Origin of the sequence: Delftia lacustris (assembly GCF_040267515.1) — a bacterium.
GTDB lineage: Bacteria > Pseudomonadota > Gammaproteobacteria > Burkholderiales > Burkholderiaceae_C > Comamonas > Comamonas tsuruhatensis.
Genome location: NZ_CP141274.1, coordinates 2,494,717 through 2,509,867, shown reverse-complemented (window position 1 = coordinate 2,509,867; position 15,151 = coordinate 2,494,717). Strand labels below are relative to the sequence as shown.

Annotated in this window: 15 protein-coding genes and 2 pseudogenes; 6 read left to right on the top strand and 11 right to left on the bottom strand. The window is 58.2% G+C overall.

Annotated features, from left to right (window positions below; all coding sequences use genetic code 11):
* Positions 1–179 precede the first annotated feature (179 nt).
* From infC to U6958_RS12820, 3 genes and pseudogenes are all read right to left on the bottom strand, one after another.
* Complete coding sequence (gene infC / locus U6958_RS12830) at positions 180–800, bottom strand: translation initiation factor IF-3 (RefSeq protein WP_074923479.1); 621 nt, start codon at positions 798–800, stop codon at positions 180–182.
* Positions 801–881: 81 nt separating this feature from the next.
* Complete coding sequence (thrS, locus tag U6958_RS12825) at positions 882–2,813, bottom strand: threonine--tRNA ligase (RefSeq protein WP_016448317.1); 1,932 nt, start codon at positions 2,811–2,813, stop codon at positions 882–884.
* Positions 2,814–3,114: 301 nt separating this feature from the next.
* Positions 3,115–3,345 (bottom strand): annotated as a pseudogene (locus tag U6958_RS12820) (isocitrate lyase); the annotation flags it as partial.
* A gap of 507 nt (positions 3,346–3,852) precedes the next feature.
* Between U6958_RS12820 and U6958_RS12815 the strand changes: the two are divergent.
* From U6958_RS12815 to U6958_RS12805, 3 genes are read left to right on the top strand one after another with little or no spacing between them, the layout of a single operon-like run.
* Positions 3,853–4,701 (top strand): hypothetical protein, encoded by an 849-nt coding sequence (locus U6958_RS12815; protein ID WP_143044671.1) that lies wholly within the window; start codon positions 3,853–3,855, stop codon positions 4,699–4,701.
* Between the two features lie 38 nt (positions 4,702–4,739).
* Positions 4,740–5,066 carry a hypothetical protein gene (locus U6958_RS12810; protein ID WP_143044670.1) on the top strand — a complete coding sequence of 109 codons (327 nt, stop codon included), beginning with the start codon at positions 4,740–4,742 and terminating at the stop codon, positions 5,064–5,066.
* A 29-nt stretch (positions 5,067–5,095) separates the two neighbouring features.
* Entirely contained in the window at positions 5,096–6,415 is a 1,320-nt protein-coding gene (locus tag U6958_RS12805; RefSeq protein ID WP_074923476.1) for a hypothetical protein, read from the top strand.
* On the opposite strand, the pseudogene U6958_RS12800 reads toward U6958_RS12805, so the two are convergent.
* The 6 genes and pseudogenes from U6958_RS12800 to U6958_RS12775 all read right to left on the bottom strand — a co-directional run.
* Positions 6,412–6,555: pseudogene (locus tag U6958_RS12800) on the bottom strand (DUF3418 domain-containing protein); the annotation flags it as partial. The gene U6958_RS12805 and the pseudogene U6958_RS12800 sit on opposite strands and share 4 nt — an antisense overlap.
* Positions 6,556–6,792: 237 nt before the next feature.
* Positions 6,793–7,965, bottom strand: a complete 1,173-nt coding sequence (locus U6958_RS12795; protein ID WP_074923475.1) for a site-specific integrase — start codon at positions 7,963–7,965, stop codon at positions 6,793–6,795.
* Between the two features lie 285 nt (positions 7,966–8,250).
* Positions 8,251–9,459 (bottom strand): DUF3631 domain-containing protein, encoded by a 1,209-nt coding sequence (locus U6958_RS12790; protein WP_083393671.1) that lies wholly within the window; start codon positions 9,457–9,459, stop codon positions 8,251–8,253.
* 1,028 nt (positions 9,460–10,487) lie between these two features.
* Positions 10,488–10,964, bottom strand: coding sequence for a hypothetical protein (locus U6958_RS12785; protein ID WP_074923473.1), 477 nt, complete (start codon positions 10,962–10,964; stop codon positions 10,488–10,490).
* Between the two features lie 122 nt (positions 10,965–11,086).
* Positions 11,087–11,512 (bottom strand): hypothetical protein, encoded by a 426-nt coding sequence (locus tag U6958_RS12780; RefSeq protein ID WP_143044669.1) that lies wholly within the window; start codon positions 11,510–11,512, stop codon positions 11,087–11,089.
* Positions 11,513–11,548: 36 nt separating this feature from the next.
* Complete coding sequence (locus U6958_RS12775) at positions 11,549–11,959, bottom strand: hypothetical protein (protein WP_143044668.1); 411 nt, start codon at positions 11,957–11,959, stop codon at positions 11,549–11,551.
* A gap of 10 nt (positions 11,960–11,969) precedes the next feature.
* Between U6958_RS12775 and U6958_RS12770 the strand changes: the two genes are divergently transcribed.
* Both U6958_RS12770 and U6958_RS12765 read left to right on the top strand, forming a co-directional pair.
* Positions 11,970–12,314 (top strand): hypothetical protein, encoded by a 345-nt coding sequence (locus U6958_RS12770; RefSeq protein WP_143044667.1) that lies wholly within the window; start codon positions 11,970–11,972, stop codon positions 12,312–12,314.
* Positions 12,315–12,509: 195 nt separating this feature from the next.
* Positions 12,510–13,318 (top strand): IS5 family transposase gene (locus tag U6958_RS12765; protein ID WP_085930546.1). Its coding sequence is split into 2 segments (ribosomal slippage): positions 12,510–12,840 and positions 12,840–13,318, totalling 810 coding nucleotides; the frame shifts between segments, so codons are not numbered across the junction.
* A 254-nt stretch (positions 13,319–13,572) separates the two neighbouring features.
* On the opposite strand, the gene U6958_RS12760 is transcribed toward U6958_RS12765, so the two are convergent.
* Positions 13,573–14,055, bottom strand: a complete 483-nt coding sequence (locus U6958_RS12760) for a hypothetical protein (RefSeq protein WP_143044727.1) — start codon at positions 14,053–14,055, stop codon at positions 13,573–13,575.
* A 7-nt stretch (positions 14,056–14,062) separates the two neighbouring features.
* Entirely contained in the window at positions 14,063–14,431 is a 369-nt protein-coding gene (locus U6958_RS12755; RefSeq protein ID WP_074924409.1) for a DUF4177 domain-containing protein, read from the bottom strand.
* Between the two features lie 211 nt (positions 14,432–14,642).
* On the opposite strand from U6958_RS12755, the gene U6958_RS12750 reads away from it, so the two are divergent.
* Positions 14,643–14,984, top strand: a complete 342-nt coding sequence (locus U6958_RS12750) for a helix-turn-helix transcriptional regulator (RefSeq protein WP_074924411.1) — start codon at positions 14,643–14,645, stop codon at positions 14,982–14,984.
* Positions 14,985–15,151: the final 167 nt, after the last annotated feature.

Below are 15,151 nucleotides of genomic sequence, written 5' to 3'. Positions count from 1 at the left end.
CGTGAGGCGGCTCGCAACACTGCGCGCACTTGCTGGCCCCGAGACACTTCTGTGCCAGCCCGGAGGCCGGCAAGAACAAGGGACATGGATACCATGTCCCTTGCATCGCATGCCCCGCGCAATCGACTCGCGCAAGGCCTGCAAATTCTGTCGCCCCTCAGCGAAGGGCGAAACCGCGATTATGCCTTATCAGCCACCGCAGGTGCAGCAGAAACCTCTGCTTGCGGTTTGCCACCGGTGGTGGGCTTCTTGCGCGCAGGGGCGATCATCATCACCATCTGGCGGCCTTCGAGCTTGGGGAACTGCTCCACCTGGATGGAGTCCGCCAGATCGTCACGCAGACGGTTCAGCAGGTCCAGACCGATCTGCTGGTGCGTGATTTCACGGCCGCGGAAACGCAGCGTGATCTTGCACTTGTCACCATCGGCCAGGAATCGGCGAATGTTGCGCAGCTTGATGTTGTAGTCGCCGTCGTCGGTACCAGGGCGGAATTTCACTTCCTTGATTTCGATGACGGTCTGCTTGGCCTTGGCTTCGGCAGCCTTCTTCTGTTCAAGGTACTTGAACTTGCCATAGTCCATCAACCGGCAGACAGGCGGAGTGGCCGTGGCGGCGATTTCCACCAGGTCCACGTCCAACTCGCCCGCCATGCGCAGCGCTTCCTGCAGAGGCACGATGCCCAGCGGCTCGTTCTCCGGGCCGGACAGACGCACTTCAGGCGCCATGATTTCACGGTTGAGACGATGCTTGCGCTCTTCACGGTGGCGCCGATCACGAAATTCAGTAGCTATGGTTCTCACCCTTGGATTTAAGTTGCTACAACAGCGTAGCCGCTTGTGTGCAGTACACGCCAAACGGCTAACGCCTTTGGAGATGCTCCGTCAGGCCTTCGCCGCGATGTCCTTGGCCACGAGTTCAATGAACGCGTCGACCGACATCACTCCGAGGTCCTTGTTGCCCCGTGCGCGCACTGCCACTGCACCAGCGGCCTTCTCCTTGTCGCCTGCAACAAGGATGTAAGGCAGCTTTTGCAACGAATGCTCCCGTATTTTATACGTAATCTTTTCGTTGCGCAGATCTGTCGCCACCCTAAGGCCTTGATTCGGAAATGCTTTTTGCAGCTTTTGCGCGACTTCCCGCACATAGTCCGCCTGCGCGTCAGTGATATTGAGCACGGCCGCCTGCACAGGAGCCAGCCATGTCGGCATGGCACCGGCATGCTGCTCGATGAGGATGCCGATGAAACGCTCCAGGCTGCCGACGATGGCACGGTGCAGCATCACGGGGCGATGGCGATCGCCGTCTTCACCCACGTATTCCGCATCCAGGCGCTCGGGCATGGAGAAGTCGACCTGGATGGTGCCGCACTGCCACTGGCGACCGATGGCGTCCTTGAGCGTGTACTCGATCTTGGGACCGTAGAACGCGCCATCGCCGGGCGAGATCACGTACTCGCAGCCCGAAGCCTCCAGGCTGTTGATCAGCGCGGCCTCCGCCTTGTCCCAGCTTTCATCGGAGCCGATGCGCGCCTCGGGGCGCGTGGCGACCTTGTAGATGATGTCGCTGAAACCGAAGTCCGCGTAGACCTTTTGCAGCAGCGTGGTGAAGGCCAGCACTTCGGGCTGGATCTGGTCTTCGGTGCAGAAGACGTGGCCGTCATCTTGCGTGAAGCCGCGCACGCGCATGATGCCGTGCAGGCCGCCCGTGGGCTCGTTGCGGTGGCACTGGCCGAACTCGCCGTAGCGCAGCGGCAGGTCGCGGTAGCTCTTGATGCCCTGCTTGAAGATCAGGATGTGGCCGGGGCAGTTCATCGGCTTGAGCGCGTAGTCGCGCTTTTCCGACTCGGTCGTGAACATGTTCTCGCGGTACTTGTCCCAGTGGCCGGTCTTCTCCCACAGGGTCTTGTCCAGGATCTGCGGACCCTTGACCTCCTGGTAGCCGTTGTCGCGGTACACGCGGCGCATGTACTGCTCGACCTCTTGCCACAAAGCCCAACCCTTCGGATGCCAGAACACGGTGCCTGGCGAATGCTCGTCGATGTGGAACAGATCCAGTTCACGGCCCAGCTTGCGGTGGTCGCGCTTTTCGGCCTCCTCCAGCATGTGCAGGTACTGCTGCAGGTCGTCCTTGGTAGCCCAGGCCGTGCCGTACACGCGCTGCAGCATCTCGTTGCGATGGTCACCGCGCCAGTAGGCGCCAGCCACCTTCATCAGCTTGAAGAACTTGAGCTTGCCGGTGCTCGGCACGTGCGGGCCGCGGCACAGATCCTCGAAACCGCCTTCGCGGTACAGGCTCACATCCTCGTTCGAGGGGATGCTGGCGATGATCTCGGCCTTGTAGTTCTCGCCCATGCCCTTGAAGTAGGCCACGGCCTCGTCGCGCGGCAGCACGCGGCGCACCACGGGCTCGTCCTTGGCAGCCAGCTCGGCCATGCGTTTTTCGATGGCGACCAGATCCTCGGGCGTGAAAGGACGCTTGTACGAGAAGTCGTAGTAGAAGCCGTTCTCGATGACGGGGCCGATGGTGACCTGGGCGTCAGGAAACAGATCCTTGACGGCATAGGCCAGCAAGTGGGCCGTCGAATGACGGATCACGTCCAGGCCATCTGCATCCTTGGCCGTCACGATGGACAGGGGCATGTCCTTGTCGATCACAAAGCTGGTGTCCACCACCTTGGCGTCGTCGCCCGTGCCAACCTTGCCAGCCAGTGCAGCCTTGGCAAGGCCCGTGCCTATCGATGCAGCCACTTCGGCCACGGTGACCGGACCGGGATACTCGCGTTGCGAACCATCGGGAAGCGTAATGTGGATCATGGGATTCCTAAAAATATTTCTCAGGGGGTGCGCCATCCCCCAAAAGCAAAAAAGCGCGGAGCCTGGTCCGCGCTTTGTTGGGGTCGAGTGAATCTCGTGCAGGCGCGAACCGCCAGCCGCTAGCGGCCGGTGTACATCTCCGATGTAGTTCGCGGTGTCATAACCATGATGCCTTTCTCGCCCTTGTCAGTTGAAAACTCCTGGCATTTTAACCCCAGCAAAGAAAAAGCGCCCGAAGCACAAGGCCCCGGACGCTTTCTCACCCCTATCTACCTGAAGTTGCACTCACCGAAGCCGCGCTTCAGTGGAATTGCTCCTCTTCCGTGGAGCCGGTCAGCGCCTTCACGCTGGACGAGCCGCCCTGGATCACCGTGGTCACGTCGTCGAAGTAGCCTGCGCCCACTTCCTGCTGGTGAGACACGAAGGTGTAGCCTTGTTCGCGGGCTGCGAATTCGGGCTCCTGCACCATGTTCACGTAGTGCTTCATGCCTTCGCCGTTGGCGTAGGCGTGGGCAAACTTGAAGGTGTTGAACCTTCCAGCAATACTGTAAGTGGCAGATTTTCAACGGGTTTTTCCATTTTTCGTGTCTGCTCTTCACACCCACCCAACCATGCCCCAAGCTGCCAAGGTGGCCCGTTGCCGGTTGAGCGACTGTTGCACCCTTGCCCTGCCGATAGTGGGGCAGCCCAGCCCCCACGCCCCTCCCAACCCCATACGATGGGCAGGTGATCGCGTGCGGGGTGCGCCACTTCTGCCTAAATTTTAGGCAGTTTTTAGACACAGGGTCTCCAACTTGTGTCCTCCACTTTTGCCGCTGCATCCCATGCTGCCCGCAGTCTAGAAACGCACAGGCTGCGCCACAACGCCATGGCGCGGCCTGCATCTGTGCAGGCTCTGCACAGATGCCCCGTCCTTTGAAAAATACCCAATCTCAGTGATGGTGCAAACGGCTCGGCATCGCTCTAATGGGCCGCGCCGATGCCTCGGGTTTTGAGTGCATCACACCTCTCTATGGAGCCGCGCGGGCAGATGCATCAGATGGGACAGACGGATTTCTTCACGCGACCAGGGCCGCTGCAGCAGTTGCGGCAGCTGCTGTGCTGCAGCCTGCTGGGCCTGGCACCGCTTGCGCAGGCTGCGCAGCTGCAGGTGGGGGCAGGCTCACGCGTGGACTTCGGAGATGCCACGGTGAGGCTGGGCTGTGCGGACCTGCATGTGAACGGATCGGCCGCAGCATCGGCGTCGACATTGAACGGCATCGCCACTCTGAACATTGGAGCCGCAGGCGGGCTGCAGGCCGGAACGGCGCAGGTGGCGCTGTCCGGGGATTTTGTGCGCAGCGGCAGCTTCGATGCCGGGGGTTCCACCGTGTCCATCATGGACAGCTGCGCGCATAGCATTTCGCGCGTGAGCGGTGGCACGGTATTCAACCACCTGTCCGTGACCAGCGGCACGGGCAAGACCCTGGAGCTGGCGGCAGGCCAGAGCACGACGGTGCTGGGCCAGCTCACGCTGCAGGGCGCACAGGGCCGGTTGCTCAGGCTGCGCAGCTCGGCCGCAGGGACGGCGGCGCAGCTGTCGGCCACGGCCCAGCAAAGCGTGCAGTTCGTCGATGTGGCCGACAACCGGGCCACGGGCGAGGTATTGGCCTTTGGCAAGCCGGACCAGTTCCAGTCCCAGGCCCGCGGCAATCTGTTCCGCTGGTTCCAGTTCGATGCGCAGGGACAGGACCAGGGCGGCGGCAGCGGCGGCAGCGACATCCGGCGCGTTCCTTCCCTTTCCATTGCGTGGACCGCCACGCTGGGAGCGCTGCTGGCACTGGCCGGCATGGCACGCATGGCGGCCCTGCGCCGCAAGCCACAGCGCAGCCCCCTACGCCGGTTCTAGCCCACACAACGGCGCCACAGCGCTGCAGAAAGATTTCCATGCATTGCATGCCATCCCAGGCCATCGCGGCGCTGATCCTGTTCATCGGGGTTTGCGCCAGCCCAGCGGCCTTTGCCCAGCCATCCGGACTGCTTGCCTCCGAGCAGGCACCCGCACCCGCAGAGCACCCATACACAGCGCAGGCCGCACAACGGACGGTGAACGAAACATCGCAGGAATCCAGCGTGCTGGCATCCGAGCAAGGCCTGGAGACCCTGGACAGCGAACGCGCCCGTGCTCGGGTCGAGGCCCGGAGCATGCCCCGGCGGACGCAGGCGCCCCAGCCACTGGCCTCAGACAGTCCCGCCGAAGCGACGGGGCAATGAACCCCTTACCCAGAAAAAGGAAGACCAACATGCCCTTGAACACCTCACGCACCACTCCACCGCTGGTGCTGGCCCTGGCCTGCGCAATGGCCTCGGCATTCGCTCCGGCACAGGCAGCCGATGTGGTGGTCCAGCCGTCCGCAGGAAGCTCCCTGATCGTCACCGACAGCGCGGGCGGCGCGCAGCGGCTGCGCGTGCAGGAGGACGGGCGCATTGCCCTTCCCGGCTGGCAGGGCCTGGCCCAGCAGACGGGGCCCATGTGCATCGACGTGACCCTGGGCTTTGTGGGCCCCTGCCCGACCACCACGGGCTTTTCCCTGCCCTATTCCGCCACGGTCGGTTCGGTGGTGCCGCTGTTCGCCCTGAACCAGTCGGGCAGCGCCGGCGGCATCAGCGTGCAACTGCCAGCAGGCAATTCGGCCGCCGCCATCAGGGTCCAGCACACAGGCAACGGGGCCGGCATCCAGGTCGATACAGGATCAGGATTTTCCGTCCATGGCAGAACCGATGTCCGCACCTCGGCGGCCTTCGTGGGCGACAACTCCTCTGGAGAAGCCATTGTCGGACGGCAAAGCGGCACCGGCTGCAAAGATGTCCTGCCCGACAGGTGCAAGGGCATTGGCGCCGTCGTGGGGCGCCACGATGGCCCGGGCGGCTACGGCGTGCGTGGCTTCGTCACCAGCGCCGACGGAGCCATCGGCGTGCTGGGCCAAGTGGGAATCAATGGGGGCCAGGGGGTTGCAGGCCGCTTCGAGAACCAGAATGCGGCGAACACCTTCAACACCCTGGAGGTCTCGACCACGGGCAGCGGCGCTGCGGTGCATGTGACGGGCGGAGCCAACACGCAGGACTTGGCGGTGCTGACCTCGTCCGGCACCAAAGTGGCGCGCATAGACAAGACCGGCAGGGGCTTTTTCAACAACGGCACCCAGACCGGCGGCGCCGACATTGCCGAGGTGATCGACACCCAAGGCCCGCTGCCCCAGCCCGGCGACGTGGTGGAGATCGACCCCGACCACCCCCTGCACTACCGCCTGTCCAGCGGCGCGCAGAGCCCGCTGGTCGCCGGCGTGGTGACCACGCGGCCCGGCGTGCTGATGAATGCGGATGTGCAGGACGCCACGAACCTGCCCGCGCTGGCGCTGGCAGGCCGCGTGCCGGTGAAGGTGACGCTGGAGGGCGGCCCCATACAGGCCGGCGACCTCCTGGTGTCGGCCAGCATCCCGGGCCATGCGGCCAGGGCGCCGACCACTCCGGTGCCGGGGACGGTGATCGGCAAGGCCATGCATGGGCATGACCAGCCCCAAGGCCAGACCGGCGTGGTCGAGATGCTGGTGATGCTGCGCTAGTTCTGCAGTTGCTGCCAGACTTTGTCCAGCCGCTTGATGCTCACCGGGTACGGCGTGCGCAGCTCCTGGGCGAAGAAGCTCACGCGCACCTCCTCCAGCATCCAGCTGTGCTCCTGCATGCGCGCATCGATGTGACCTTCACTACTGCCAGAGCGTGCAGGGCGCGCTCAATCTTAATGGACCTGCCCGCGACTGTATTGACCCAGTGAAAACCTGCTCAGGCGTTAACGTCGAGAGGAAGACGCCATGCCCACACAGTGACCTGTTGCCGGTTGATCAACTGTGGCACCGTTGCCCGCAGCCCAGTCGCCACACCTCTCCCAACCCCACGCAATGGGCAGGTGATCGCGTGCGGGGTGCGCCACCTCTGCTAAATTTTAGGCACTGGGCCTCCAACTTGTGTCCACCACTTTTGCCGCTGCATCTACAGCAGACATCAGCGTCTCGTCAGCCAAGTGGCTGTAGCGCGCCGTGGTCTTGATCTGGGAGTGCCCAAGAAGTTTGCTCACCACATAGATGGATTGCCCCGAGTTCACCAGATTGCTCGCGAACGTGTGGCGCAGGTCATGCATCCGCAGGTCTGCGATCCCTGCCTCCTTGCGGACCTTATCCCAGAGATAGAACAGGTTGCCAAACGGCCGCTTGGTATCCGGGTTGGGAATCACATAAGGGCATCCGCTCCAACGTGGCAGCCCTCGCAACACCTCCAGAGCCCTGTCAGAGATCGGAATGCTTCGGGCTTTCCCGCTCTTGGTCAGAGGAATGCGCCAGTTGCGCCGCTCCAGATCAACGTCTTCCCAACGTGCATCCAGCAGCTCACGCTTGCGGCATCCGAGCAGCAGCAAAAGAGCAACGATGCTCTTCAACTGGGGGGAACCACACCGGGACAAGACCTCGTGCAGGCGCTGGGTCTCAGCCGCGCTGAGATACCGCTCCTTCGCGTTGTTCGGGTTGAACAGCACCACACCGTCGGCAGGGTTGGACTCACTTCCCGGGATGCCTTTCTTCCTCGCCAGATTGAACATGATCTTGAACAGGATGGGTATCTTGTTGGCATGAGCCAACGCGTAGCCCTTCGTGCGCAGATCCTGGTGAGCCTCGGCCAGCATGTTGGTCGTGATTTCGTCCAGGTGCTTGGCTCCAAAACGCGGCAGGACATGGCACTTGATGAAGCTCAGCGTGGACTGAAAATTCCTCCGGTGCAGGTGGATGTGCGGCACATAGGTATCGCGGATGAACTCGGCCAAGGTCGGCACCGCACGCAAGGCTTGGCGCTCCTCCAGCGGATTGCCGCCCAGCTCCACCTCCGAGCGCAACCGCATGGCCTTCTGCCGGGCCTTGTCGTAGCTGACCGCAGCAGCGTCACCGATCTTGCATTGGCGCAGCTTGCCGTGGCTATCGTGATAGCGCAGGTAAAAGGTTTTGCCACCTGAAGGTCGAGCCTCCAGGATGAACCCTTTGAGTGCGTTGTCGTAATAGTCCACCTTGGATTTTCCGGGCGGGCAAACCGCTTCACGCACGAACTGCGCACTGAGTTTGACAATGGGCATACAGCCTCTCCTTTCATGAAGTTGATTGATAAAGAACCGCGCCCATGGAGATCGGCGCCAAAGCAATAGACGCACGAACGCCTCTCCACATGGGCGTGGCTATTCACAAGAAAATGGGTTAACAAAGATGCGGAACAGTCCCGCAGAGACCATCACCGCAGGAATCGACGATGATCAAAATCATCGGCTTAGGAAAAATCACTTGAAAACTAGAGGCAACGGCCACCACTGGCTTCACAAGTGAGCACACCACCTTTCACTGTGGCGGGGCCCCCGATCACTATTTCAGAACTCTGGAATCGGCGGATTTCCTGTACGCAGAGGTTTCTCTTCCTCCGGGGGCAGTTCACTTGGCAACTCTGGCAGATACCGTGCAAAGGCATCAGCAAAATCACGCACCTCATAGCCCTTGGGTGTAAAGTCCGATTTCATGCGCACAGTCTTGGTCTTTACTCCATAGGCACTCATGAATTTTGCCAGCTGACGCGCCGAAAGTGGTTTACCGCCACTGTAGGTACCCCAGTCCATATCCTCAGCGTCATGGAGCTTTTGCAACAAATATGCCGACGGGATGTACTTTTCCGAATAGTCAGACAAGACCTCGCGGATATCCTCCAGCAATTGATTGGAAGAGGCCTTAGGCGGCGCTGTTTCTTCACAGTTTTTCAGGGCTGCCTCACACGCTTTTTGATACCACTCTTCGCCAAGGCACTTTGCAATGGCTAGCAAGGGCTCCCAATTGTCTTGCTGGCGATCACTGAGTTCCTGTGGCATCTCATCCCAGCCCTTCGCCAAGGCGTCCTTGTTATCTATAACAAATTTCAGAATACGAGAACGCAGGCCTCTAAAAACCTCTGGATCGGCAGAACGCAAGCGCTGAACATTGTCGCCCTTGGTCTTGCGCCTCATGGGAATCTGGATACCTCGACTCATTGTGGCGCTCGGCAAGTGCCGCTCAAGCATGATTCCGGCCATGACTTTAGGGCCATAAACCACATAGGCACGCTCGACAAGCTCTTTCCCCACGGCCTCTACCCGCAAGACAAATCCTCCTTTTTCGTAGCCCTTGTTCACCACCCCAGCAAATTCTGTTTTCCCCTCCATAAATGTGTCTGCTTCATCGATCAGTAGCGTGGGCATGAAATTAGTGATCAACCTAAAAAGTGCTGCCAACGTAATATTGGCTGACTCTATTGGTCGAAACACAAATTTCTCCACCACCTTTAGCAGCTGAGTTTTCCCACATTCTTTCTCTGGAGCGTTAATCAGCAACAGAGGGCAACGCTGAAAATCTCTATAGCACCATGTATTAATACACCATAGCCCCACAATCAAGGCATCATCATCCGATATGACCACGTGATTTTTGATGGCACGCATAATTTCAGTCATCAGCATGCCGCAATCGATCGCACCCTCAAACGGCTCGACATTATTCGCGTCCAGGCTCTTTGAAATGATCGACGAAGTTGAACTCACAGGCTTAGTTTTCATGATCCATCCTTTGAAATTTTTCGGTTGCTTTGAAATTACGCGGTTGAGAAGATGGATTGGCCAATCCGTGGTTCGCTGCGTGCAGGCAGCTATCCAGGACTGAATTCTAAATACAAACCTCGCAACCCATGCAACTTAACCCGCCATGATCCCCCTTAAAAACCTAGGTCAATTATCGGATCACGGCAATCAAATCAATAGGAATGGAGTCACAACAAACAAGGAAATTAAAATATATAAGCCTTAACGTACTTCTGCATGGGATTGAATTTCTTCTAGGAATAGAGAGCCTTCTAGAAGCGAGCTGTAAAAATCTAAGGAATGGAGGCACACCAAACAAGGAAAACAAAATTCCTTGGCTTGGAAGCACTTCTAGCTGGGGAATTTTTTTTTGCTTAGGAAAGAAGCACTTCTGTGAAGGAGCGCAGAGGGCAAAACGCCTTAAACTGCTCAAAAGCAGAGAAGCCACGGGCAACGAAAAAAAAACAGGAACGTCTCTTTTCCGCTACAAAACTGCTCTGAGGCAGCATTTTTGCGCTTTTCCCGCAGCCCCGTCCCAATCCGCAACATCCGCAACGCCGCAACGTTGTTGCAGGGCATGGCCCGGCGGGTGGCGCCGTGGCAGATGTGGCGGAGTTCGGGGAGGGGTAGCGCCCCCCGGGGCCCGGGTGGCCGGGGGGGCTGGGCAGCACCGCGTCGCCCCGGCTGGTGCCCAGGTTGCTCCCAGGCGAGCCCGGCAGGGGTCCGGGATCACCCCCCTCATGGGGCGGCCGTCGCACGTCGCCATGGCCCAACCCTCGCCCCCCAGGGCGCAGAGGCTGGAGCGGACTTCCTCCGGGAGCTTGGCTCAGGCTATTTCCGAAGGTAGCCCACCCACAGGGCAGCGCCCGCACCAACCAGAATCACGATCAGCAACAGGGGATACATAAAGGTCAGCGCAGCGGCAGCAGCTATGGACATGGGGCGTGTAGCATTGAACCACATTCCCAGTACCAATACCGTAACCAAGGCGGCCTGTATGCCCGGGGTCAAGCCCCCTCCTTTGCCTTCCGGCGCGACTTCCCTGCCATGCTGGCGGCACTGCCCTCGTCCTTCGCCTTGGGCGGGTTGCGCGTGATCCCCTCCAGCGTGGCTCCGGGCACATGCTCATGGAGCCGCGTGTTCACCTCGCCCGGCCGGATGAGCCCAAGATCCCGTAGCGCAGCCAGCACGAAGCCGCCTGTGTTGATGGACTTGCCTGGATGCAGGCTATGGAAGCTCTTGGCGGTCAGCTCCTGCGCTCCCGAAACGATCGCCTCGATGGCCGAGGCTGGCGCCCAGTCCTTGCACCACACGCCGTTGCCGGTGCTATCGGCGATACGCAGGTACAGCGCGTTGTCGCCCTTGCCCTGGCCCACCGTGTAGGTGAGCGTGCTTCGGCCCGAGACTGACAGGCACTTGCCGTTGTAGATGCTGTCGATCGATACGGGTTGCTGCCCGATTTCTGTCGCTTCGAATTCACTCATAAAGTTCTCCTTGGTAGATCGATGCGATAGGCAGGTGGCCTATCAGATAAGGTGGCAAAACGCCCTCAGACAAAAAAAAAAGCCGCCTCGATGGGCGGCAGGTGGTGGGTGATGAAGGCGGGTCACTGTGATGTGGCCCTCACCTGGCTGGCGCAATAGGCCGTCAGCAGGGGATCAAGATCCGCATGCTTGGGCACGTAGATCACGACACCGAAGCCGCCATCACTGAGCACCAGGGTCAGCTCGAACCATTCCCGATGGCTTTCGGCGACATCGCAATGGCGACCAAGAAGTGAAAAACCCAGTTCCGCATCAACAGTAGTCAATGAATCGCTAGGCTCTAGAACCAGGATTTTGATGAGACTGGACAGGTCATCCACCTCATATTCGGCCAACTCTTCAATACGCAGGCTGATCAAGTTATCCAGTTCGGTGCACCGGGCTTGGCCGCAGGCTTCATGAATAGATAGGGAATCTGCATAAACGCGCATAAAACTCCTTTCTGTTAGAAAAATAAAGCCCGCCGAGGATTTCTCCAGGGCGGGCATACAGTAAAATCATCAAGCCACCACATTCAGCGACTTTTATCTCGCCTTTTCTTCTCTCAAGCGTATCTCTAGTACTTTCTTAAAGTTTGTTCCCGGTATATGCTCATAGAAACGAGCACCTCGCTTACGAACCAGGCCTATATTAAATAGAGCTGCCAGTATAAAACCTCCAGTATTTCGTGATTTTCCTTCTTGCAATTCGTGGAATTTTTTTCCATTCAAACAATCTTGGTTTATAACAGCTCCATCAATTCTTCGACCACACACCCAGCCTTTTGACCAATTTCCGCGCCCCGTATTACCTATCACCCGCAAATGCAAGGTTCCTTCCGACTCTCGCACACCAACCTCATAAGTAAGGATGCTCCTTTTCGAAAGTGATGGGCAACTTTTTTCATAAATACGGATTATTGGATCATTGCATTTTGTTACTTCATGTGCAGTCATGCAGGCTCCTATGTCAATAGACTATCTCTTCAAAAAGACCCCACATGTTACAAGAAAAATCTCTACCTACAGCACCCCCTCGCCAACAGCCAAGCTGAAAAGCAATTTCCTTCAATTTGCTTTCATCTTTAGCGTGGTGAAAGCGAACCCCACAACTGACACCAGCAAAGGCACTCCGAGCATTACAGAAAACAAAGGCAGCAAACGTCCCGTTCCTATCAGAGATACCCCCTCCGATATCAATCCCAGCGTTAACGCGTTGACACCTGTGCTGAACAAGGCAATCAAGTGCCAGGTCGCCATCCCCACCGCCAGCAACAAAGTGCCAATCCAGACCCGCTTGAGCACGGTGTAGGTCGCCTGCGGAAGGAACGAGCACCAAGCCATAGCAGCAAGCAGCGCAGCCGCCACGCTCGTCTTAGGCCAGAGATACATGAGCAGCAGCACCCACACACAGGCAGAGGACAGGATGGCCGTGACCCAGCGCGCTAAGAGTGGCTAACACCACTTCGTCACAGGCCCCCGCAGAGCAGTTATGCTCGCTGCCCTCATGGCAAGACGACCCGTTAGCAAAGAACTGTGGCGACAGCTACAACCCCTGATCCCAGCCTTCGTGCCTTCTGCCAAAGGCGGTGCGCGCAAGCTCGCAGTCAGCGATGAGGCCGCCCTCAACGGCATCTTGTTCGTGCTGCAAACAGGCATTCCATGGGAAGACCTTCCCCAATCCCTGGGCTACGGCAGCGGCATGACTTGCTGGCGGCGCCTACGCGACTGGAACGCCGCTGGTGTCTGGGAGCAGCTGCACCAGGCCATGCTGACTCGCTTGCGTGAACATGACCAAATCGATTGGAGCCGGGCCAGCATTGATGGCTCCTCGGTACCAAGCCCCCGGGGGGCCAGGAAACGGGCCCAAACCCCACGGACAGAGGCAAGCTCGGCTCCAAGCGGCACATCGTCGTAGATGCCAGAGGCATCCCGCTGGTGATCTTGGTCAGCGGCGCGAACCGGCACGACTCCAAGATGTTCGAGAGGTGCGTGGACGCGATTCCTGCGATTGCTGGCCTGCCAGGACGTCCCCGTAGAAGACCGGCAAAGCTGCACGCCGACAAAGGCTACGACTTCAAGCGATGCCGAGCCCACCTGAGGCAGCGGGGCATCATTGGCCGAATTGCCAGACGAGGCATTGAGAGCAGCGAGCGGCTGGGCAAACACCGGTGGGTGGTGGAGAGGACGCACAGCTGGTTTGCAGGCTTTGGCAAGCTGCGAATCCGCTTTGAACGACGGCTGGATATCCACGAAGCGCTGCTGAAATTGGCGGCAGCGATCATCTGCGCGCGCTTCGTGGATCGGTGGTGTTAGCCAGTCTAAGTACTCACTCGCTGGCAACTGATCAATGACCTGCAGATAGGGCCCTGACAGCTTGTCCCCGAACAGCTTCAGCAGCAGACCGCCCAGGATCAGGGTCACGCTCAGGATGATGTTGACCAAGCGGTCATGCATCAAGCCATTGTTCGTGATCCGTCGCCCTCCCATACCATCGACAGCCACATCGCTGCCCAAGGCGAGGATGAGCATAACGATGCCCACAAGCATGATCGCGGTTGAAATCCTCTTCATTCCTTGCTCCCTTCATTAACTTGCCCCAACTCGGCCCTGATCTCGGCTTCGTGACGATTGCTGACCTTGGTGACGTAGTAGCAAGTCCAAATCAGCATTCCCAGACCAAACCACCACGCCATAAAGAAACCAAGGACGGTTCCCAACATGAGGAGGCCAAATGCCCAGTTTTCTCCTTTGGTGAATCGTTTTCCTGCAAGCGCACTGATATGTGCATCTACCTTCTTCTTGGCCTCCTGGCTTACTCTCTCATCCAGCACGGGAGCTGCATCAGTTGACACTTGCTCCTTGGTGCCATGCAGTTGGGCCTCGATCTCCTGAATCTTCTGCGCCGCCTCCTTCTCGGCAGACTCCTTGATCGCCCTCTCTTGGGCTTGCTCCCTTTGCCTCTGTTCAAGCACCTCCTGCCGCTTGCGTGCCTCCTGGGCTGCTTCTTCCTTTTGCAATTGCGCCCTTCTCTCGGCAATTTTCTGGTTCAAGTTCAATTTATTCCTCGTTCAGTAGATTGCTCAACACCGCCCCTGCGGCAACCATGCCCGCTGCCCCAACAGCAGCTCCACGCCCCTTTCGCTTGGCTGCGTCTTCAGCACGAATCACATCGTCAATGCACCTCGCGGCTCTTGCGACGCGCTCGGACTCCGGCACCCTCCTTTCAAAAGTAATCATCAAGGTTTCCCTATCTGCAACGACGAGATGCCTTTGCATGACCTTTTCCATAAAAACCAAGCGCCATCCTTCCGATGCCATAGCATTGATATAGGCCTCCAGAACTTCTGTTTCGATTCGGCCCTCTCCAAGTAAAAGCGAGCTGATCGCCCCATCGGCTACGTCAATGACCTTGTATTCGTAATCCATCTAATCCTCCAGGTTGAAATAAAAAGTCACAAGCAGATTTTCTCAAAACACCAGAATTTATCTACACTAAACAAAAATCAGAAAATGAAATATATTTAACCAGCTACTCACAGATTTAAGAAGAATTCTGTCGACAGTTTAATAATCAAGCTCTTATATATGTAACGTTTTTCGTGACGACAGATTACCACAGTGTAACGAAACTCGCTACATGAAGTCTGTACCCTTGGAGCTATCTAACGTCGTAGGACGCCGCATGCGTGCTCGGCGTGAAGCCCTGCAGTGGCCTCAAGAAAAAATAGGAGTGCTAATCGGCATTGATGAGTCATCAAGCCGTGCCCGCATTAGCAGATATGAGTTAGGAACACATGAGCCGCCTGTGAAGACCGCGCGGCTGATCGCAGAAGTACTAGGTGTTCCACTCGCCTATTTATATTGTGAAGATGACGATATAGCGGAGCTTCTCTTGGCACTGAGAATGCTTACTCCTTCAGCTCGCCATCGAATAATTGCCTCTTGGTTTAGCCAACTGAAAGACACCTCGAGTCCTTAACTATCGCATCACGCGCCGCCATGGAATCCCTTGCAAACAGCTACTACCGAGCGGCGTACGACTGGCGCTGCCTGACCAAATGCGGACGGAAAGCAGCTGGGCCGAAAACACCATTGATGCGAATTCTTTTGTAGTTAGGTTATCTACCTTAGAACTACAAAGATCAA

Bases quoted from the DNA above. Each gene is read 5' to 3' on its own strand.
- thrS (WP_016448317.1), bottom strand. From the start codon at position 2,813: ATGATCCACATTACGCTTCCCGATGGTTCGCAACGCGAGTATCCCGGT.
- U6958_RS12815 (WP_143044671.1), top strand. From the start codon at position 3,853: ATGGGACAGACGGATTTCTTCACGCGACCAGGGCCGCTGCAGCAGTTG.
- U6958_RS12810 (WP_143044670.1), top strand. From the start codon at position 4,740: ATGCATTGCATGCCATCCCAGGCCATCGCGGCGCTGATCCTGTTCATC.
- U6958_RS12805 (WP_074923476.1), top strand. From the start codon at position 5,096: ATGCCCTTGAACACCTCACGCACCACTCCACCGCTGGTGCTGGCCCTG.
- U6958_RS12795 (WP_074923475.1), bottom strand. From the start codon at position 7,965: ATGCCCATTGTCAAACTCAGTGCGCAGTTCGTGCGTGAAGCGGTTTGC.
- U6958_RS12790 (WP_083393671.1), bottom strand. From the start codon at position 9,459: ATGAAAACTAAGCCTGTGAGTTCAACTTCGTCGATCATTTCAAAGAGC.
- U6958_RS12785 (WP_074923473.1), bottom strand. From the start codon at position 10,964: ATGAGTGAATTCGAAGCGACAGAAATCGGGCAGCAACCCGTATCGATC.
- U6958_RS12780 (WP_143044669.1), bottom strand. From the start codon at position 11,512: ATGCCCGCCCTGGAGAAATCCTCGGCGGGCTTTATTTTTCTAACAGAA.
- U6958_RS12775 (WP_143044668.1), bottom strand. From the start codon at position 11,959: ATGACTGCACATGAAGTAACAAAATGCAATGATCCAATAATCCGTATT.
- U6958_RS12770 (WP_143044667.1), top strand. From the start codon at position 11,970: ATGTCAATAGACTATCTCTTCAAAAAGACCCCACATGTTACAAGAAAA.
- U6958_RS12755 (WP_074924409.1), bottom strand. From the start codon at position 14,431: ATGGATTACGAATACAAGGTCATTGACGTAGCCGATGGGGCGATCAGC.
- U6958_RS12750 (WP_074924411.1), top strand. From the start codon at position 14,643: ATGAAGTCTGTACCCTTGGAGCTATCTAACGTCGTAGGACGCCGCATG.